The sequence below is a fragment of the Bacillus sp. SD075 genome, assembly GCF_017355165.1.
Lineage (GTDB): Bacteria > Bacillota > Bacilli > Bacillales > DSM-1321 > Peribacillus.
In genome coordinates this window covers 44,545-65,284 of sequence record NZ_JADILK010000002.1, presented here as the reverse complement: position 1 = coordinate 65,284, position 20,740 = coordinate 44,545, and the positions used below count along the sequence as shown (strand labels likewise).

Below are 20,740 nucleotides of genomic sequence, written 5' to 3'. Positions count from 1 at the left end.
TTTGGCAGCTCTTTTCATCATTAAATCTTAATATCGACCTTAGCATTTTTCTGAAGTTCTTCCACATGCTTCACAAGCTTTTCCTGTTTCTTTTGCTGCTCTAGTTGTTCCTTGATTTGCGGCTTCATCTCTTCGAGTTTTTGTACCTTTTGCCCACTTGTTTTAGCCTGCTCCGCAACCTGATCGTAATATTTTTGGATTTCTTCATCAGTTGCTTCTTCCACTTTAATCTCTTTTTCAACGTACTTCGTATATGGGATGTTCTCTGCGATTTGTGCATTCAGCATTTCCGAATTAAGACCTGCTTGCTTCATCGCTTCCTTGAATTTCTCTTCACTCTCATATTGCTTTTTGATTTCGGCAAGTTGCTCTTCAATTTCGGCCTTGGAAGCTGTGTAGCCCTTTTTATCAGCAGCTTGAAGCAGTAGTGTTTGCCCCACTAAAGAGTTGATCGTTTGCTCTTTAATTTGTTTGGCTCCCTCCTTGGATGTTGGGTCTTGTCCGAATTGCTGCATTTGCATTTGTGTGGTAGACAGCACGGTATTATATTCCGCACCTAATATTTTTTCGTCATTGACGATGGCCACCGTTTTCTTTTCATCCACCTTTTGCTTGTCTAGTTTCTTCTGCATTTCTTCCATCTTTTTTTGCTGTTCCTCAGTTGCTTTAGCCGTTTCTTTCTCAGTTGTTTTAGTTTCTTTCTCGTCATTTTTCTTATCAGCTTCATCGTTCGAACCACAAGCTGTCAGAACAACTGCCAATAATCCTATGATGATTGGGTACATTAGTTTCTTCATATTCAGTCTCCTCTCGTATTCAGTGCTAAAAAATCATCTAATGCGCATTATAAAGGAATTTCCCATTAAAACACAATATATTCATTCTTTTTTCCAGGAAACAGGAAGATAGTATAGGCAATAGCTCATTATATAAGTGTTACATTCGTGGAAATGGACCAATTTACCCTTCGACATGCAATAAGCTTAATGAGCGTGCGAATTCTGATGCCTGGTGCAGACAGAAACGTGTCATCCATCCCTTAATCACAAACTTGGATGGTATTATATACCTTATCATCCAGGTATAGTTCATTTGGGCTATGTGTTGAAATTTTTAATAATGAACGGAGTGGGCCATGCCAGTGAGAACCGTGTAACTAGGAGACAGAATTGGAAAATCCAGCAGGTTATTGGAGGTATAGATTTTATGATAGGAAAATCAAGGCTGTCATTTGAATTGGCAGGGCATTCAAGGAACAGTATCATTGGATTCAAAGCTGGGTTGTTAAAGTCAGGGTTTACACCTTTTTGTACATACGCAGCTCTGAAAAATGAGTTAAGGAAGGGAAATCCTTGGTCAGGAGTCTTCACCAATCGAAAGAAATCGGGTGACATTTGGCATTCCTCGATTACGATTACTCCCATTCATTTAGGGTATCTGGGGTATTTCGTGGAAATTTTTACAGTTCAGAAAAGAAAAGGGCAGAGGCTCAAAGGGAATTGTTAAAGGTCCTTGCCATTTCATGCAAAATCCTGATCCCGGCATTGAAGAGCATTTATAGATAGTTAAAATCTAACCGAGCAGCTAAGTATGGTTCATAATCGAAGATGTCAGCTGAAACTATCTAAAAGTTATATGAATCATATCATTCATTCAAGTATTCTACATGGTATCGGGAAAGTTGAGATACTGAGGGGATTTTATACAAACGTGGCCTGTTATCTCCATATGAAAAAAATCATCGCGATGCATCCGTTAATGGGATCCGATATTTTGGATAAAATTTCAAGGGAAATAACAATGATGTGATCAGCAGCCTGGAAGTGGCTGAAAACATGATCTTCCAACATCATCAAAAATGGGATGGTACTGGATATCGGTTTGAAAGGTAGGAAATCCCATTGTGGGTATGTTCGATGAATCGACCAGCAGAAGGCTTTATAAAGATTCCTGGTCCGTGGAGCGGGCATTATCTTTCATAAACGAACAAAAAGGAAAGCATTGCGATCCATCCATAGTGATGTCTTTCTTCTGTGTTGTTTTAATGAAAAGGCTGCGAAACCGTTCGCAGCACAGGGATATATTAAACACCGAACTCGCCGGATATCTTTTCCGGATATAATGGGGGAATGCCCTCGAGGAAAGAAAAGGTCGCATCCGCCTTCTGGTAACCCCTCGAGGACAAGGGTTACCGATTATTGGAAAAATTTAATGGATGGAGCCTGTAAAATGGAAGTTGAACTTCTTCCAATTTAACGAAAAAATAGAGAAGGTTTTTACTACATTCCTTTTTTATTATTTCTATTAAAGTAATAAACGACCGCGATTAGAAGAATCAACAGAACCAAAACGATCCTTACATCGTCCGATGTCTTCAATACTTGTGTCACCGAATAGGCTTCGACAAGGAGGGCAGGGAGTTTTCCGATGGATGTCGCGATAAAGAAAATCATCATTCCTGTCTTGCTTAATGCTGCTGTAAGGTTGATCACGCCGGATGGTATAAAAGGAAGGAGCCTAAGCATCAGGATCATCCAAAAGGCATGAAACCCTTGTGACTCTTGCAGCTTCATGACCCACCTGTTCTTCATGAACTTGGGTTGGAATGTTTGAAAGCCCTTTCGATATAACCAAAAGCTGACCACTGCTCCGGCAATTTCCCCCATGTAAGATAGAATCAATCCCTTTTCAAATCCAAATACGGTGATATTGGCGGCCGTGATGAATACGCTTGGAATAAAACCAAGCACGCTAATCAATATATTGGATACTAAACTTACAGCAATGGAAAAAGGGCCGCTGGATAGTAATGCCTCAGAAATGAAATTCATATCAATCCAAAGAACTCCATTTATATCCGATGCCCCAGACCGTTTTCAAATGGTGATCTGCTGGAAAACCGGCATGACGCAATTTCTCTCTAATATTTCGAATATGGGAATCGATTGTCCGATCTTCCGTATCCGTTTTAAATCCCCATATGGTCGAAAGCAGGTGGTCTCTGGAATACACTCGATCTGGGGATTTTAAAAACAAGCACAACAGTGAGAACTCTTTTGGCGTTAATGGGATTGTCTTAGTACCATAGTGTGCTTCATAAGCGGATTCAGTTAAATTTAGTCCTCTAAAGATCACATGATCATCCTGATTTTGCATTCGCCGCGTTACCGCTTCGATTCTGGCAACTAAAACATCCTCATTAAAGGGTTTCGTAATATAATCGTCTGCGCCTTTTTTCAACCCTTTCACCACTTCTTGTGCAGCATCCCGGGCGGTGAGCATGATGATGGGAATATTGGAAAACGCACGGATCCTTTCGCACGTTTCCCACCCATCCATCTCAGGCATCATGATATCAAGAAGTACTATGTCCGCATGTTTATGCCTCAAGAACTGTAAGGCTTCATGTCCAGAATTCATCTTCATGCATGTATATCCATGAGGTACAATGTATAGCTCTAATAGATCAAGCATTCTCTGTTCATCATCAACCAGAACTACTGTCTTCATTTGTTATCTCCTTAAATGTGATGGTGAAGCACATTCCTTGTTCCAAGTTGGTTTTAACCGAAATGGTTCCTCCTTGTATTTCCACTAATTGCTTGACGATGGAGAGCCCCAACCCGAATCCACCGGTATCTCTTGCGCGTGATTTCTCGACACGATATAAGCGATCAAAGATATGGGGGATATCTTCAGGGGGAATGCCAACTCCTTGATCGATTATGGAGATGGAAATCCTGCCAAGGCATTTAGTGGCTTTGATGGCGGTGACTGTATATTCGTTCGAGTACTTCAGCGCATTATCCAGCAGGTTAAGAATGACTTGCTCAAACCGTGAGGGATCTATATCTATAAATAAATCATCCTTACATTCCAGATTCAATTGAATTCTTTCGTTTGCAAAAGCCGGTAAGACTTTTTCATGAATATTTTGCAGGAATGAGGAGATCTGGACGGTTTCCTTTGATATGGTGAATGTATTAACATCCATTCTAGCCATATTGAATAGTTCGTCCAATAATCCGTTTAATCGTTCGGATTCATCTTGGATGATCTCTAAGTATCTTGTTCGTTCGGAAGCATCCAAATCTTTCCGGCGGGCAATATCAGCGTATCCCTTGATATAAGTTAGCGGCGTGCGAAGTTCATGAGAGATACTTGCCAAAAATTCATTGCGTTCCTTCGTTAAATAGTTCAATTCATTAGCCAAACCTTGAATGGATTGGGCAAGCTCCCCAAGTTCATCATGAGATCGTACTGGTACAGCCACTGAAAAATTTCCTTTGCTGAGTTTGGTTGTCGCTTCCTTCATGGCAATAAGCGGTCTAGTCAAAGCTTTTGAGAGAAAATAGATGGTGATAAGCATGAAGAAAAGGAGCAATGCTGTCGCAAGAAGGAAATGCCTATTCAATTGTGCGATTAACTCCTCAACATTCCTAGTATCTTTGAACATATAAACATAGCCTTTGTTTTCTTTATCACTGATAAATGGAGTAACGGTGGCTATATACCTGTCATCCTTCCAACTTGATTGTATGACCAGGCCTTTTCGGGGTACTTGTGGAATGTTTTTTGCTAAGATTTTTTCCATTCCCCCATTTACCTTTTTGGAAGATATCAGAATATCCCCTTTTGTGTCCGTAATCACGACATCTGTATCGGTATGTGATTCCATCAGGCCGATATGCTGAAGTGTTGAGTCGGAATACGTGATTTCCAACACATCACGATGACTATTGCCACGGGCCTTCAGTGATTCCAATTCTTGATTGATACGGGAATGGATCACTTTATTATGCAAGTAAATCATGGAAATGGTTTCCATTATAAGAATGCAAATAAATATAGATAGTCCGAGTTTAAAGGAGATTTTCAACGTATTCACCTTCTTATGGAATAAATTCAGTTTAGCGAAAAAGTATGAAGAAAGTATGCAGTTTTTTCAATTTCTTCGCATCTTCTTAAACAACGATAATCCGAATCATCACTTGTTGCAAGAAGGACAACATTTTAATGGACCTAAACTGCATTTTTTCAGTCTTGGTTATATGGTAATCGGAAATCAGGTTGTAAGGTTGTATTTTGACACTTAATCTAAATGAACATAAGCATTACTAAACAGCATAAAAATCAATTGGGAATATACATAGCGTTTTGGTTAGTGACTGACTTTTACCTTCAATTTTTTTGATTTAGCCAATTCAAAATGTTTTGTATTGAGGAAACATTTTGTCGTAAATGAATACTATGTAAAAAAGGAGCTGATCCATATGAATTGTACAAACCGTACGCAAAAAAAAATAATGGCTTATTCCGCATTATTCAAAAAAATGGGCATTCTCAATGAAGAGGAATACAAAAATATCGCGAAGACTTTTCAAACTAAGGAATGAGGAAGTGTCCATTGGATATTCATAAACTTTTATCCTGCATTAAACGGGCTGTAAAACCCCCGCCTTCTCAAATGAGGAGGGGGACTGCAGTTTATTAGGGACTCCCATTAATTATAGAGGGGGATGATGGTTTCCCTTGTTGCCTCTTAAGGGGTTGTCTCCGATGTGGTTAATTTGTCCTGTTCTGATTTCTATCGGATTTCATCTTTTTGATGGCTTCGCTTTTAGCCATACAGCTGGGCGGAATATGTATCCTTAGTTTGAAAAACTACATATATGATGGACGTTCATGTGCAGTTTGGAGGGTGATTATTGAAAATGGGCAGGCCAATATATATTAGGCTATTGCTTAAGTTCTCCGTTTTTAATGGAGGTTAAAAAGTGAAAAGGAAGATTGTTGTGATCCGAGGGTGTTCTCTGCGATAATGGAATAAAGAAATCGAAAAGGAGTTACGTAGGATGGCAGAGGACTTTAAGATTCCCAGTTTGAAAGTTGATGAGATCGATAAGAAAATCATATCGGTTTTACATGAAGATGCGCGAATTTCATATACCGACTTAGCGAAGAAAGTGGAGCTCTCCAGGGTTGCGGTTCAAATGAGAATTAATCATCTTGTTGAGAACGGTGTGATCGAGAGGTTTACCGCAGTCATAAATCCAGCTAAGGTCGGCATCCATGTTTCGGCTTTCTTTAACGTTGAGGTTGAGCCTAAATATCTGGAATCGGTAGCGCAGCAATTAGAAAGTGAACCGGCAGTAACGAGCTTATACCATATGACCGGTCCGAGTAAACTCCATATGCACGGAATCTTTACTGATAACCAGGAGATGGAACGCTTTCTCAATGAGAAGCTGTATGCGGTCGTCGGTGTTGTCAGCGTTGATTGCCAGATTCTAATTAAACGTTATAAAAGCCGGATGGGCATGAAGCTTTAAATGAAAAAATCCCCCTATAATAGGTGGATTTTTTATTATCATGTGAGCGGTATGATAAAGCCGCCGTACGCAAAGGCAAGAATGATTACGAATGCAGGGTGAATCTTGAATTTACCTAAAGCCAGGAAGGCCAATCCAGCGATGACGATTGAATGGATGTAGCCGATGGAACCGACGGCATCAGTAGCCATATTCCAGGTGAGCAATAACATCATGATTGCGATCACGGGCTGCACAAGCAGGGACATGCCTTTTACGATAGGTGATTGCTTGTATTTTCGCAAGATTCTTAATAAGTATATTAAAGCCACGGCTGAAGGGATGATCGTACCCGCCAATGCAGCTAAAAATCCTGGCCAGCCATATACATCATATCCGACATATGCAGCTATTTTGGTGGCGATCGGACCTGGGAGTGAATTTCCTAACGCAAGCATTTGTGAGAACTCAGTATTATCAAGCCAACCGAAACGAGTGACGATTTGATCATACATTAGCGGAATCGAGGCTGGACCTCCGCCGTATCCAAGGATATTGGCTATGAAAAACGCTAGGAAAATAGTAATTCCAATAGGGATGATTAGACCCATTAAGCGGATTCCTCCTTCCTATCAACCTTTTTATTTTTCAATCTATCCTTTAATTTAAAATGGAACGCCCCATATAAAAGGAAAATCATAATGACGATACCTGGATGCAGGGAAATGACCTGCAAAAGGAAAAAGGAAATCGCAAAAAAGGTGATTCCGACTACCTTTCCTAAACCTTTTACCGCCTTTTCGCCAAACTCATAAGCCATTTGACCAAGCATGACGGCAACAACCGGCATGACAGCAGCGATCATATTACTGATCATCGCTGAATTACTTAATACATTAATGAACGCTATCAAGAAAACCATCGCAAAGCCTGAAGGTAAAATGTGAGCGGCCACACTTAAGAGGGCTCCCGGCCAGCCTTTTAATTGATAACCAAGATATGCTGCCATCTTCGTGGCAATCGGTCCTGGGAGTGTATTGGCAATCGCCAAAGTGTCCCCGAATTCATCATCGTCGAGCCAGTGATAACGGGAAACGGCTTCATGGCGGATGAGCGGGATGACAGATGGCCCGCCGCCGAAACCTAGAATCCCCGTTCTCATCATCCCAACCGTCAATTCCGTATATGGATTTTTCAAAAACGATTCCTCCTTTGTTTAACGTTTAGAGTTCATTTCCATGATTATGAATTAATGATAACAAAAATGATTACGAAATGTATATAAAATTTAAATGATAATTACGTAATGAATGTATAAATGGTATTTATTGATAAAATAGACGGATTAGGATGAAAAAAAAAACCTTTTTGTCTTAAATAGGGATTTGGATTTCCTTTAAAAAAACAAACAAGTTATAATACAAATATCATAATTTTTTGAAAAATGAAATAATGGAGAAGGAGTGAATTTATGACCCAATCGATAATTGGAACGAAAAGTATGGTGGTAAGCCCTCACTATTTAGCATCGATGGCAGGAAATAAAATTCTTGAAAAAGGGGGGAATGCTTTTGATGCCGCAGTGGCAGTCAGTGCCTGTTTGGGTGTTGTTTACCCACATATGACTGGACTTGGAGGAGATGCTTTCTGGCTAACATATGAAAGGGAGGACGGGAAAATTCGTGCTTTCAATGGAAGCGGACGCTCAGGAAGCAATGTCAATCGAGAGGCATATAAAGGGGAAAAGAAGATTCCTTTTCGAGGGGTGAGAAGCGCAATTACAGTTCCTGGGATGGTAGACAGCTGGGATGAGATATTGAGAGAATGCGGGACACTTACGTTAGCTGAAGTTCTTGAGTCGGCGATCGAGTATGCAGAAAAGGGTTTTCCGATTACGAAAAATCAAGTGATGTATACGGAGGAAAATTGGGGTTGGCTCTCGACGACACCGATAACATCTGAAATATACGCACCGGGTGGACATGTTCCGCAAGTAGGTGAACGGTTTGTTCAAAAAGATCTTGCTCGAAGCTTAGCATTGATTGCTGATCAAGGCCGTGACGTTTTTTATAAGGGAGAACTTGCAAAAGCAATCGTATCCTTTTTAAAAGAGCAAGGAGGTCTGTTATCCGCAGTTGATTTCGCTGATCACCATGGCAATTGGGTAGAACCCATTTCAACTCAGTATAGAAATTATACGATTTATCAGGTTCCGCCAAATTCTCAGGGGTTCGTCGGGCTGATGGCGCTCAATATTCTTGAGAATTTTAACTTTGACAACATTGATCATGGTTCTGCTGAATACTATCATTTACTGGCAGAGGCTCTGAAAGCAGGTTTCCGAGATCGTAACGAAGTCCTTACAGACCCTGAATTCTTTGATATTCCGCTAGATAAGCTGCTAGATAAGCAATATGCAGCGAAGCTAGCATCAGCAATTCAGACAAATGCCGTGAAAGTCACGAGTCCTTCAATGGGAAATGACACGGCCTATGCCGCAGTGGTCGATAAAGATGGAAACTCGGTTTCCTTTATTCAAAGCCTTTATTTTGAGTTTGGATCAGGTGTAACTGCCGGTCAAACGGGGGTCATGTTACAAAATCGGGGATCGTTTTTCTCGCTTGATTCCAACCATGTCAACTCACTCGAACCTAACAAGCGTTCATTCCATACATTGATGCCGGCAATAGCCTGCAAAGATGGAAAACCCAGCATTTTATATGGTACTCAGGGTGGGGAAGGACAGCCGCAAACACAGACTGCTATCATTACCAGGATGATAGATTACGGAATGGACCCACAAGCTGCTATCAATGAACCGCGATTCGTCTGGGGAAGAACCTGGGGGGAAGATAGCGAGTCGTTGAAAATCGAAAGCCGTGTCAAAAAGGAGACAGTAGATGGACTGAAAGAAAGGGGACATCATGTCGAAGTGGTAGAAGAATTCGATGGGGTGATGGGCCATGCACAAGCCATTCGGATTGATGAGCATAACTTCCTCAAAGGCGGGGTCGATCCGCGTGGGGACGGTGCGGCGGTCGGTTCTTGAGGAAGTTAAGTATGGCAAAGATTTCAGGGGAAACCGCATTTTCGTATTAGAGGATGTGGAGAATATATAGTGAAAAAACGAAACTTAAGGGAAAATACGAGGGGAAAACACATCCAAAATATAGGGAGTAGAGTCTTCTGGAATGAGTACCTAAAAAACTCGGTTTCTGAGGCAATTTGATTCCCACTCCAGGCACTCGCTTTCCGCGTGCTCCCATAGACGCGCTTTTCCCGCAGGAGTCTCGAACACCCGGTCCAATCAACTTCGTTTTACCTTTAAGATAGAGCACTTTTGCTTAGAGTCTTTTTGGTTTTAAAATAAAAGGATTAAAACTTGAGGGGATGAGGATGATTTCTAAACATGATTGTATTCAGCGAGATCAACTGGAAATGATTACTTTAGAACAACTGGTGCCATCGAACCATTTGGTTCGTAAAATGGAGGCTGCCACTGACTTCTCTTTCATTTATGACTTAGTGAAAGAGAAGTATTCAGAGGCAGGAAGCCCAAGTATTACATTTAGGCGAACATTCAAAAGGGATTTCAAAAGGGGTTCGGAATGTAGACAAACTCGATGAAAATCGAGTTTGTCTACATTTTTTTTGGCTTGTACAAATTTGGACGTTGATTTCCACTTCAGGCACTCGCTTTCCGCGGGCGGTCCGGGAGCCTCCTCGGCGCAATTGCGCCTGTGGGGTCTCCCTTAGACTCGCTATTCCCGCAGGAGTCTCGCACCTTCCGTTCCAATCAACTATGTTTAAAATTTTAGATGGAAACTCCTTTTGTCTACAAACTGCAGCAAGGTTAATTGACCTTACTTTTTTAATTGAATTTCAAAAAGTAACAGTGCTTTTGAGTTTCCGATTCATTGTCCTCTTCAATTTTAGAATGTACATACTCTCTTTACTCGAATTGTCATAAAATTAATTACCCATGTAAAAAAAATTTAACGCATTTTCGATTTTAATAGATTTTCACTGTGACTATTTTTAGATTTCCCTTTTATTTACTCCATTTTTCTGCTTCCAATGTGCAAATTCCAAAACTGGCACGCTGCTTGCAATATCTATTCATGAAAGCTTTTAAAACAGTATTGGAGGTAATGGAAATGATAGAGCGTCACATTCAATTTTATAGTGAAGGTTACAAATTAGACGGCACGGTATATCTTCCCGACGATTATAAAAAAGGAGAAAAAAGACCAGCGATTATTCCGAATTCTGGATATCAAGGGTTTAATGAATTTTATCCAAAGTTATTTGCACGAAATTTAACAGCGGCAGGATATGTCTGCTTAGGATTCGATTATCGGAGCTTTGCGCAAAGTGAAGGAGAAGAAGGTCGCGTTATTTTGGATGAGCAGGTAGAAGATATTCATAATGCGATAACATTTCTCTCCCTCCAAGAAGAAGTAGATTCAGATAGAATAGGATTAATAGGTTGGGGTATGGGTGGTTCGAATGTTGTCCGTGTGGCTGCAAGAGACAAACGGGTCAAGGCAGTGGCAGCACTGAATGGTTTTTATAATGGCCAAAGATGGTTACGCTCTATTCATTCCTATGTTGAATGGAATGAAATCTTAAAGACGGTTAAAAAAGATCGAGAACAACGAGTATTAACTGGAAAGTCGCAACTTGCCAATACGTTTATTCATTATCCACTTGATCCGGAAACAGCGGATTATGTTGAAAAGGAATTGGCCATTCTATCCCCATTTGGTAAGCAAACCGTGTTGCAGTTTACGGATTCAATAATAAGCATGAACGCCGAAGAAGAAGTGAAAAATGTAACTGTGCCACTTTTCATAGCTCATGGGAAAGATAACTTATTACATCCACTGGATGAGGCGAATGGGCTGTACGAAGCAGCAAATGAACCTAAGGAACTTTATATAATAAATGGTAAGCATAATGATTTTATGTATCATGAGCATGAAATTTTCCAAGATTTGAATGAACAGCTAAAAGCATTCTTTAATGGAATTCTAACAAAAAAGGAAGAAGATAGTAAAGTCACCCAATTGCAAAGGTGAATTAGATAATAGCTTGGCAGGTGGCAAATTATTTGTCATCTGTCTTTTCATATCATTTATCAAAAGGAGCCACTTTATGGGAATTAAGCATCCTTTCAAAACAGCCGTTATTGAATTTAATCCACAATTAAATCAATTGGACAACAATCTGGATAATTTGCTAGAAGCGGTAACAGAAGCAGCAAAAAATGGAGCAAAACTAATTGTCACTCCGGAAATGGCTACAACAGGTTATCATTATGAGAATCGTCAGTCTATCCTTCCATTTACAGATACCATCCCTGGAAAAACGACCAATCGTTTTGAAGAAGTCGCAAAATTATACGGTACACATATTGTCATAGGAATGGCGGAGGTGGATGGAGAGGACGGACTTTGCTATAATTCCGCTGCGCTAGTGGGTCCTAAGGGATATATCGGAAAATACAGGAAAGTGCATCAATGGGCAACGGAAGATAACTGGGCTCATTGGGGAGACTTGGGTATACCAGTTTACGAAACGTCTATTGGTAGGATTGCCATAATTATCTGTATGGATTCAACCTATTTTGAATCAGCCAGGATTGTTGCAGTGAAGGGAGCTGATATTCTTTGCTTTCCGACGAATTCAACAGGTGGATCGCTTTCGATGCTACAGGCATGGGCTGAAATGAACGGTCTGTATGTCATAGGTGCGAATCGTTCAAATACGGAAACCGATTATCATATGGTCGGTGCAAGTGCCGTTTGGTCACCTTTAGGCAGGAAAATTGCTGAAACTCCATACGTGGAAGAAAGCCAAGCAAGAGATGAGACCGTCATTTTATATGCCGATATTGACCCCGAACTATTTGAGAACCCTGCAAAAAAAAGGATGGAAAAACGAAAGCCGGGCCTTTACTCTGATTTAATGTTGCATGACGGACCATGGGAAAATAAAACATCGATAAATCCATTAGAGCAAATTAGTACGGAGAATTATGAAAAAAGGATTTCTACTGCTTTATTGCAGTATGAACCGGTAATAGGAGATAAAAAAGAAAATCTAAAGAAAATAAAAAGGCTCTTGGCGGACGCTGCCGTAAAAGCAAAAGAACAAAAGAGCGAATTATCATTGGTTATTTGCCCAGAGCTTTCTTTAACAGGTCCTGTTCATTCACTTAGTCCTGAGGAAATTCTGAAACTCAGTGAACCCATACATGGAGTAACGGTAAAAGATATGAGAAGGCTTTCAGCTGAATATCAAATTAAAATTATATTTGGTATGATAGAGAGGGAAGAGAATCTCCTTTATAATACAGTTGTTCTTCTGACGCCAGAGGAAGATAGGGTAATTAAAGCCCGTAAGATTCACTTGTCAGAATCGGACGAACGCTGGGCCTCGGCAGGTTGGGAAATTGTGGTTGCAAATGTTACAGATATTGGTCGTGTGGGCCTAATAGTCGGTTCTGATGCTACATTCCCTGAGGTAGCTGGCATTATTGCCGTAAAGCATGCTGATGTTATTATTATCCCCTCATGCTGGTATGGTGAATTTGGAGAAATATTGGCACTTCCTGAAAAAATGATGGAAAATAAGTTTCCGTTTAATTCAATGACGACATGGGATGCCACGGCAAGATTTTCGCAAACGAAAACATTCATTGCGAATTTCATTGGTACTGATATCGGTTGTAAAGGTGGGAGTGCTCTTTATACGCCCGATCCAATCTATGGAAGTGATATGCCGGTAGTTGCCTCTTCTCAATATGAAGCAGTATTGATGGTGGTTAATTCTAAAATGGAACAAAATGGGTGGTTTGATCAACATAAGCTTTTACGATCAAGAAGGCCTATTTTTTACAGGCCGTTGGTAAAAAAAATAAAAATGTAAACGTTTTATATCCGAATTAGATAATTGTTAATTTGAAACAAACATATAAAGTACTTTGATTACATGGGTAAAGTACTGTTTCAATTCTCCCATATCGAGGTTTTGTAAATGAAAGTATTTCAATCAAAGCTAATGAAACGTTATGTAGCTATTGTTTTAGTTGTCGTTCTATTTGTACTGGCCTCGCTTTATATGATTGCCGTAAATGTAATAAATGGATCCGTTCGGTCTCAAATGGAGTATCGAGATGAACTTATAGCAAAAACCCTAGGGAACCAAATTGAAAATGTTTTCGAAAATTCAGTTTCTGATATGCGCCAGATATCACCCATTGTTACAAACTTTGATAATGATGCAGAAAACGCCTATCGAGCAGAAATGGAAACAATCTTGTCACACGATCCACAATATCTGTTTATTGAAGTATATAAAGAGGATCAGTTGGCCCTCCGTCTTCCGGATGTTCCCTTTTCGTATTTTGTAGAAAACGCTTCCATTATAAAAAGACTATCCTGGAGTCAGACAAGCTATATTTCAAATATGATTGAACTGCCGGACGGGCGCAAGACCATTGCAATTGCCTATCCATCCATTAATGAAAAGGGAGAATTTAAGGGGAGTGTAGTCGCTTATTTGAATCTACAGGTTTTATCAGATCACCTTCAAAGGTTTGCAATAGGGAAAGAAGGAGTGAATGCGATGATTGACCGCAATGGAACCATTATCGCACATACCGACCAAAGTTATATTGGCAAATCCATTCAGAAACATGAAGTTGGAATTCATCTTCAAAAAGAAGATTTTGATATATGGAATGGTGAGATTTTCAGCAAGGATATGGTCATTGCCTATCGCCCCATTCTTTTGGGAGATATCGGTCTGATTGTGGGAGAACCTATTAAACAAGCACTACAGCCAGCTAGGTTGGTGAAATTTTTACTTTTTCAAGGTTTTTCTATCGTTTTTATTATAGCCATAGGACTTGCTATGTTCAGTGCATCAAGAGTGATTCGCCCTGTCACGACGCTTATTAAGCATGTGCAAGAATATAAAGAAGGTAAGCGAAATGCATTTGTTAAAGTGAAAACAAATGATGAAATAGAGGATCTATCGATTGTTTTATCAGAAATGGCTACGGAATTGAGGGAAAAAGAAAGAAGTATGTTTTATATCCTGGAGTCCATTCCATATTGTGTTATTACTACAGACAAAGATGGTAGGATCATGACCTTCAATAAGGGCGCTGAAGATTTAATGCTATATAGACGCGAAGAAGTATTAAATCAGCTTATTTTTAATTTGCCGATAAAACATGATATACAAGAGTTTGTTCTGTTAAAAACGTTTAATGCAGGGAAGTCTTTTGAAGAAGTCGAAAGCTATATTATTGATAAAGAAAAGGGGTTCCATGATGTTCGTATTTATGCCTCTCTACTTAAAGGGGAACAAGATGAGTACATCGGCTCCATTCTTGTCATTCGTGATGTAAGTGATGTTAAAAAACTTGAAGAATACTTAAAACAAAGTGAACGGCTGGCATCATTAGGTGAGTTGACTGCTGGGATAGCCCATGAAATAAAAAATCCTTTAAGTATTATTCAGGTTGCAGCTGAAACGATTCGACTTCAAATTGAATCTGAATTTGAAGAAAATGAAGTTATTGATGAATTGACAGGAGATATTTTAACAGCATCGGATCGGATGAACAAACTATTAACGGATTTTCTGAAGCTTACCAAAGATGATGAATATAACAAGCATGTTCAAACGGATTTGGTTGTTATTACAAATGAATTGCTAAATTTATTAAGAAGGAAATTTAATGATGCAAACATAATGGTCACAACCGAATATAAGTTTAGTAAAGCTCCAGTTTTAGGGGATCGGCATAAATTGACTCAATTGCTTTTGAATGTTTTTTTGAACAGTATACAAGCGATAAAAGATGAGGGCGATATTCATATTTCGCTTAATGAGAAAGGGGCATATTGGAAGCTTTCAATTTCGGATACGGGAGAAGGCATTAAAGAAGATAAACTAAATTGGGTTTTCAATCCATTCTATTCCACAAAACCTGAGGGAACTGGTCTAGGGTTATCTATTGCTCACGAAATAATAGTTCAACATGGTGGGGAAATCTGGGCGGAAAGCTTAGACTCTCAAGGAACCACAATCCATATTGAGATACTAAAATATGAGGAGAATCAATATGAAGAGCATTCTGTTTGTGGATGATGAAATTAGACTTTTACGCGTTTTATCACTGTCATTTCGAAAGAAGGGATACGACGTAATTCTAGCTGCGAATGGACAAGAAGCACGAAGAAGAATGAAAGAGGACGATCCAAACCTTATTTTTCTGGATTTGAATCTTCCTGATGCAAATGGTTTGGAACTCTTAGAGGAATTCATTGCACTTTATCCTCAAAAAGTGTTCGTCATTATGACAGCTTATGGTGATATAGAAAGTGCTGTATCCGCAATAAGGGCAGGCGCATTCGATTATTTAGTAAAACCAGCAAAACTAGAAGAAATAGAACTTGTGATTAATAGAGCATATACACTACTCGAAGTTAAACAAGAGAATATCCAATTGAAAAATCAGTTAAACAAGCTTGAATCGTTAGAGGGCTTTATTAGTATAAGCAAGCAAATGAAACAGATTTATGAATTAATTGGACGTGTCTCGGCAACCGATGCAACAGTTCTTCTTCATGGAGAAAGTGGAACAGGAAAAAGTATGATAGCCAAAATGATTCATAGCTTAAGTGATCGAAACCAAGGTCATTTTATTTCTGTAAACTGTGCAGCTATCCCTGAAAATTTATTGGAAAGTGAGCTTTTCGGTTATGAAAAAGGTGCTTTTACCGGAGCTGCAGCCAGCCGAGCGGGAAAATTTGAAGCTGCCCAAAACGGTACTATTTTTTTGGATGAAATTGGTGAGGTGCCTCTTACGCTTCAAGCTAAGCTTCTTCAAATCGTTCAGGAGAAATCCTTTATGCGTTTGGGAAGCAATCAACTAAAACAAGTAGACGTTCGAATTATTTCTGCAACAAATCGCAATTTGAAACAAATGGTACAAGAAGGAACTTTCCGCGAAGATTTGTATTACCGCTTGAATATTATAGATATGCATATTCCTTCACTTCGAGAAAGAAAAGAGGATATTCCTCTTTTGGTTGGGGAATTTTTGGAGAAGCACCGTAAAAAAATGAAGAAAGATTATCGTGTATCACCTCAGCTTATGAATATTTTGACAGCTTATGAATGGCCAGGTAATGTTCGGGAGCTTCAAAATGCTGTAGAGCGGGCAGTTGTTTTGTGTAAGGAAAAAGATTTGTCGTTACAAGATTTCCCTTGCGAAATAAAGGGATCTAGTGAACTGCTTTCGGAGTTACCGACCATCGTTTCTTTTAATAAAAAGAAAACGCTTCCTGAACAAATGGAAGACATTGAGCGACAATTTATTTTGTCTGCAGTTGAGGAGAACAATGGCCAAATTGCTGCAGCAGCTAGAGAACTAGGAATTTCAAGGCAGCGGCTATTTTACAAGATAAATAAATATCATGAACAAATGAATAAGTCATCTGAGGAAATTAAGCAAAAAAAAGAAGAGTTTAATTAATTCTTCTTTTTTTTCTGCTTAATATTTCTAATATTCATATTTTTGTAAAAGTATTTTTTCAAATTGAAAAAATTTTTTACAAAAATATGAAAAATTTTTAATAAATCCTTTATTATAGCGTGGCATAGTTCTTGCATTCATTTCTCTGTTAAAGGAATAAATTTTTAAAAAGGAGTGGCATGATGGGTTTTCATCCTTTATTAGAAGGTGCAATTGAGTTGCATTGCCATACGTATCCGAGTATTTTCCCAAGAAAGCAAACTGATTGGGAATTTATAGAAGACCTAAAAAAGGCTAAAATGGCGGGGGCCGTGCTAAAGGCACATGAGGCATCAACTGTAGACCGCACTACATTAATACGCTTAAAAGATCCTGATCTTCATATTTACGGTGGACTTGTATTAAATGAATTTACAGGTGGCTTATCACCCAAAGCTGTTGATGCTGCAATTAGACAGGGTGCCAAAATAATTTGGATGCCTACTATTTCAGCAAATCAGCATTGTTGTAATTTTGCCAAGAAGAAAACCCGCTTTTTCAATAGTGAACGGAGCCTGCCCATTGAAGATGGTTTAACCATTTTAAATGAGAATAAACAGTTAAAACCTGAAGTCATTGAAATTCTGGAACTTATTAGTGAGGCAAATATTACCCTTGCAACAGGTCATTTATCTGTAGAAGAAGTGGCTGTTTTAATTGATGAAGCCAAAGAACGTGATATCGATAAAATCCTAATTCAGCATGCAGATCTAGGCATTGCCCCTATCCCCATTGAAATGCAAAAAGAGTTTGCCAAAAAAGGCGCTATCATCGAGAAATGTTATTTAGCCTGTAGTGTGGATTTTCAAGACTTAACGGTAGCTCAAATGGCTGAGTCTATACGTGAAATCGGGCCAATGTCCTGTGTGCTTGTAACGGATTATGGCCAAGAACACAATATTGCGCCAATAGAAGCATTAAGTCGTTTTGTCGGGGAAATGATCGAAGAAGGTATAACGGAAACCGAGATTGAAAGGATGATTGTTCATAATCCAAAGCAGCTTTTAGATATTGAATAGTGAGGGTGGTGACGTGCGATGGAAGAGCAACTGATTAGACTTATATATACCATAGTTCCAAAAGAAAGGGTACTGACAGATTTAGCAGAGCTATATTCTTATAGTTTTGATGCTTCATTCGGTGAATATTTGCCGGAAATCGTTGTTCAACCAAAAAATAAAGAAGAAGTAGCAGACTTAATCAAACTAGCAAACGAGTTTAAAATTCCTGTTTACCCAAGAGGGGCGGCTACCTCTTTAAGCGGGGGTTCCCTTGCTGTCGAAGGGGGCATGATTCTAGATATGTCACAATTTGAGAAAAAACTAGTGATTGACCGTGAAAATTTACTGGCAATCTCCTCACCAAGTGTCATTACAGGATACATACAACAAAAGGCCGAAGAGGTGGGCTTATTTTATCCTCCCGATCCAAGCAGCTCCCATGTCTCAACAATTGGAGGAAACTTGCTGGAAAATTCAAGTGGTCCAAAAGGTTTGAAATATGGCACTACGAAGGAATATGTGATTGGTTTGGAAGTTGTTACTCCAACCGGAGAAATTATTCGGACAGGGGGGCAAACGGTTAAAAATGTAACAGGCTACGATTTAACAAGACTCATAGTTGGATCGGAAGGCACACTGGGAATTGTAACAGAAGCCATTTTACGTCTTATTCCAAAACCGATAGCAAGAAAAACACTATTAGCTTCATTTGTACGAATTGCTGATTCGGGGCACGCCATAACAAAAATATTATCAAATGGTATTTTACCTTGTGCGATGGAATTAATGGATAATGCATGTATTCGTGCGGTTGAAAATTACTCACCAGCAGGTTTGCCAATAGAGGCGGAAGCGATTGTCATCATTGAAGTCGACGGTCATCCAACAGCAATCGATGCAGAAATAAAAAAGTGTGAGAATATCTGTCTCTTACAAGGCGCAACCAATGTCAAAGTGGCGGAAACAGATGCTGAGCGAGATGAGATATGGAAAGCGCGTAAAATGGTTTCTCCAGCTATTACACAAATGGGACCAACGAAAATTTCTGAAGATGCGACAGTGCCAAGAAGCCAAATCCCCGCGATGATTGAAAAGCTTTATCAAATTCGAAAGAAATATCAGTTGAACTTAGTCGTTTTTGGTCACGCGGGGGACGGTAACCTCCATCCCAATATTATTACCGACAAGAGAAATATAGAAGAAATGAAACGTGTCGAGGATGCAGTCAGTGAAATTTTTGAAGCTGCTATAGAACTTGGCGGGACGCTTTCAGGGGAACATGGGATTGGTATATTAAAGTCTCCATATATGGAATTGGAGCTTGGATCTGATGGTCTGCTCATGATGAAAAAAATTAAAGATGCATGGGATCCAAATTCTATATTAAACCCAGGAAAAATATTTCCACAGCCTGGAAAACTAAAGGTGGAACTAACATGAATAAAGCTCCTCTTGAAAAGGAACTAGCGCTTTCAGATAAGTTTACCCAAAAATTGCATGACCTGTCGTATGAGGCAACCAATCAATGTGTGCAATGCGGTTACTGTCTCCCTGCTTGTCCAACCTATGAATCCATGGGGAAGGAATCGCAATCACCCCGCGGACGAATTAACCTGGTCAAAATGGCGGCAGAGGGAAAAATCGATCTTCAAAAAGATCTCGCTGAACCCATTGACCTTTGTCTCGGTTGCAGAGCTTGTGAAGTAGCGTGTCCGGTTAATGTTCCATACGGACAAATTTATGAGGCAGCCAAACAAGTCATAATTGAAAATCAAAAGCATGAACATCACAAAAAGCAAATTAGTAAACCAAAGATTCAAACAAAAGTGGTCAAATTTACGTTGACAAGTTTATTTCCGCACCGCAAGCGTCTTCGTACATTAGGCAACCTAACCTGGCTGTATCAAAAAACGAATTTAAATAAAGTGGTGCAAAAAACAAAAATGATTAATACAGTGTCAGAATCCATGGGACAGTTTGAAAAGGTCTTGCCGGAGCTCGAAGCACCATATAAACGTTATAAATACGGTCAAAAATTCCCTGCAAAAGGTGAGACAAAAGCAGTAATTGCCTTCTTCCCGGGGTGCATCATGGACGCTATCATGTCTAAGATTAATAGACTTACAATTGAACTGCTCCGAGTAATTGGCTGTGAAGTGATTATTCCGAAAAATCAAAATTGTTGCGGTGCCCTTCATTCCCATCAAGGCTTGAAAGAAGAGGCTGTAAATCTCGCAAAAGCAAATATAGAAGCATTTGAAGCGTCCGGTGCTGATTATTATGTCAATAACGCAGGAGGCTGCGGAGCAATGCTTAGTGAGTATAATCACCTTTTTGGCCAAGAATCTGAATGGAAAAAGCGCAGTGAAGCATTTGTAGGAAAATCAAAAGATATTACCGAAATTCTGGTGAAATTTGGCCCTCTCCCATTTAAAAAAGAATGGAATGGTCGTATAACGTATCAAGATTCTTGCCATTTGAGAAATGTCCAGGGAGTATTTCAAGAACCTAGGCAACTTCTTAGGTCCATACCAGGTGCAAGTTATTTGGAGATGGAGGGAAGTGACCGTTGCTGTGCTTCTGGTGGTATTTATAATTTAATCAATTTTGATGAATCAATGACAATATTAGATGAAAAAATGCATAAAGTGGGGAAAACCGAAGCAAAAACAATCGTTACAACCAATCCGGGGTGCCTGCTCCAAATGAAACTAGGTGTAGAGAGAAGCGGTACTAGCGGTGATGTGGATGTTAAACACATTGTTGAAATATTAGCGGATGCTTGTTTAATTAAGTAGGCAAACGCTTGAAGTGACACTAGAGCTAGCATT

At 39.5% G+C, this 20,740-nt stretch carries 17 protein-coding genes; 11 read left to right on the top strand and 6 right to left on the bottom strand.

The features are described 5' to 3' along the window. Positions 1 to 20 precede the first annotated feature (20 nt). On the bottom strand, positions 21 to 797 hold the full coding sequence (locus IOC57_RS02420; protein ID WP_207437253.1) for a SurA N-terminal domain-containing protein: 777 nt from the start codon (positions 795 to 797) through the stop codon (positions 21 to 23). Positions 798 to 1,206: 409 nt separating this feature from the next. Here IOC57_RS02420 and IOC57_RS02415 point away from each other — a divergent pair, with 409 nt between their 5' ends. Continuing rightward, positions 1,207 to 1,506: a hypothetical protein gene (locus tag IOC57_RS02415; protein WP_207437252.1), complete on the top strand. Its 300-nt coding sequence runs from the start codon at positions 1,207 to 1,209 to the stop codon at positions 1,504 to 1,506. Positions 1,507 to 2,279: 773 nt separating this feature from the next. On the opposite strand, the gene IOC57_RS02410 is transcribed toward IOC57_RS02415, so the two are convergent. Genes IOC57_RS02410 through IOC57_RS02400 form a run of 3 tightly spaced genes read right to left on the bottom strand, consistent with a single transcriptional unit; the run spans position 2,280 to position 4,879 of the window. Next, entirely contained in the window at positions 2,280 to 2,831 is a 552-nt protein-coding gene (locus IOC57_RS02410) for a TVP38/TMEM64 family protein (protein ID WP_207437251.1), read from the bottom strand. A 1-nt stretch (position 2,832) separates the two neighbouring features. Next, positions 2,833 to 3,510, bottom strand: coding sequence for a response regulator transcription factor (locus IOC57_RS02405; protein WP_207437250.1), 678 nt, complete (start codon positions 3,508 to 3,510; stop codon positions 2,833 to 2,835). Then, positions 3,488 to 4,879 (bottom strand): sensor histidine kinase, encoded by a 1,392-nt coding sequence (locus tag IOC57_RS02400; protein ID WP_286184455.1) that lies wholly within the window; start codon positions 4,877 to 4,879, stop codon positions 3,488 to 3,490. Before IOC57_RS02400 ends, IOC57_RS02405 begins: the two co-directional genes overlap by 23 nt. Before the next feature lie 976 nt (positions 4,880 to 5,855). On the opposite strand from IOC57_RS02400, the gene chrS reads away from it, so the two are divergent. Continuing rightward, positions 5,856 to 6,332, top strand: coding sequence for a chromate efflux transcriptional regulator ChrS (gene chrS, locus IOC57_RS02395; RefSeq protein ID WP_034315019.1), 477 nt, complete (start codon positions 5,856 to 5,858; stop codon positions 6,330 to 6,332). Between the two features lie 38 nt (positions 6,333 to 6,370). Here chrS and chrA read toward each other — a convergent pair whose 3' ends face one another. Both chrA and chrB read right to left on the bottom strand, forming a co-directional pair. Further along, the gene (gene chrA / locus IOC57_RS02390; protein WP_207437249.1) at positions 6,371 to 6,922 is read right to left on the bottom strand and encodes a chromate efflux transporter ChrA; all 552 of its coding nucleotides are present in this window, start codon (positions 6,920 to 6,922) and stop codon (positions 6,371 to 6,373) included. Continuing rightward, entirely contained in the window at positions 6,922 to 7,509 is a 588-nt protein-coding gene (gene chrB, locus IOC57_RS02385; RefSeq protein ID WP_207437248.1) for a chromate efflux transporter ChrB, read from the bottom strand. The genes chrA and chrB overlap by 1 nt, the downstream gene beginning before the upstream one ends. Positions 7,510 to 7,782: 273 nt before the next feature. Between chrB and ggt the strand changes: the two genes are divergently transcribed. The 9 genes from ggt to IOC57_RS02340 all read left to right on the top strand — a co-directional run bounded on the left by ggt (position 7,783) and on the right by IOC57_RS02340 (position 20,707). Continuing rightward, the gene (gene ggt / locus IOC57_RS02380) at positions 7,783 to 9,360 is read left to right on the top strand and encodes a gamma-glutamyltransferase (RefSeq protein WP_207437247.1); all 1,578 of its coding nucleotides are present in this window, start codon (positions 7,783 to 7,785) and stop codon (positions 9,358 to 9,360) included. A 347-nt stretch (positions 9,361 to 9,707) separates the two neighbouring features. Next, a complete protein-coding gene (locus IOC57_RS02375; RefSeq protein ID WP_286184493.1) occupies positions 9,708 to 9,938 on the top strand; it encodes a transposase in 231 nt (76 codons plus the stop codon). Between the two features lie 401 nt (positions 9,939 to 10,339). Beyond that, on the top strand, positions 10,340 to 11,392 hold the full coding sequence (locus tag IOC57_RS02370; RefSeq protein WP_309487657.1) for an alpha/beta hydrolase: 1,053 nt from the start codon (positions 10,340 to 10,342) through the stop codon (positions 11,390 to 11,392). Positions 11,393 to 11,468: 76 nt separating this feature from the next. Continuing rightward, entirely contained in the window at positions 11,469 to 13,244 is a 1,776-nt protein-coding gene (locus IOC57_RS02365; RefSeq protein ID WP_207437245.1) for a nitrilase-related carbon-nitrogen hydrolase, read from the top strand. A 108-nt stretch (positions 13,245 to 13,352) separates the two neighbouring features. Continuing rightward, positions 13,353 to 15,479, top strand: a complete 2,127-nt coding sequence (locus IOC57_RS02360) for a PAS domain-containing sensor histidine kinase (protein ID WP_207437244.1) — start codon at positions 13,353 to 13,355, stop codon at positions 15,477 to 15,479. Beyond that, entirely contained in the window at positions 15,454 to 16,869 is a 1,416-nt protein-coding gene (locus IOC57_RS02355) for a sigma-54-dependent transcriptional regulator (protein ID WP_207437243.1), read from the top strand. The genes IOC57_RS02360 and IOC57_RS02355 overlap by 26 nt, the downstream gene beginning before the upstream one ends. Before the next feature lie 182 nt (positions 16,870 to 17,051). Further along, positions 17,052 to 17,927 (top strand): DUF6282 family protein, encoded by an 876-nt coding sequence (locus tag IOC57_RS02350; RefSeq protein ID WP_286184454.1) that lies wholly within the window; start codon positions 17,052 to 17,054, stop codon positions 17,925 to 17,927. Positions 17,928 to 17,945: 18 nt separating this feature from the next. Continuing rightward, complete coding sequence (locus IOC57_RS02345; protein WP_207437241.1) at positions 17,946 to 19,349, top strand: FAD-binding oxidoreductase; 1,404 nt, start codon at positions 17,946 to 17,948, stop codon at positions 19,347 to 19,349. Continuing rightward, positions 19,346 to 20,707 (top strand): (Fe-S)-binding protein, encoded by a 1,362-nt coding sequence (locus IOC57_RS02340; RefSeq protein WP_207437240.1) that lies wholly within the window; start codon positions 19,346 to 19,348, stop codon positions 20,705 to 20,707. The genes IOC57_RS02345 and IOC57_RS02340 overlap by 4 nt, the downstream gene beginning before the upstream one ends. Positions 20,708 to 20,740: the final 33 nt, after the last annotated feature.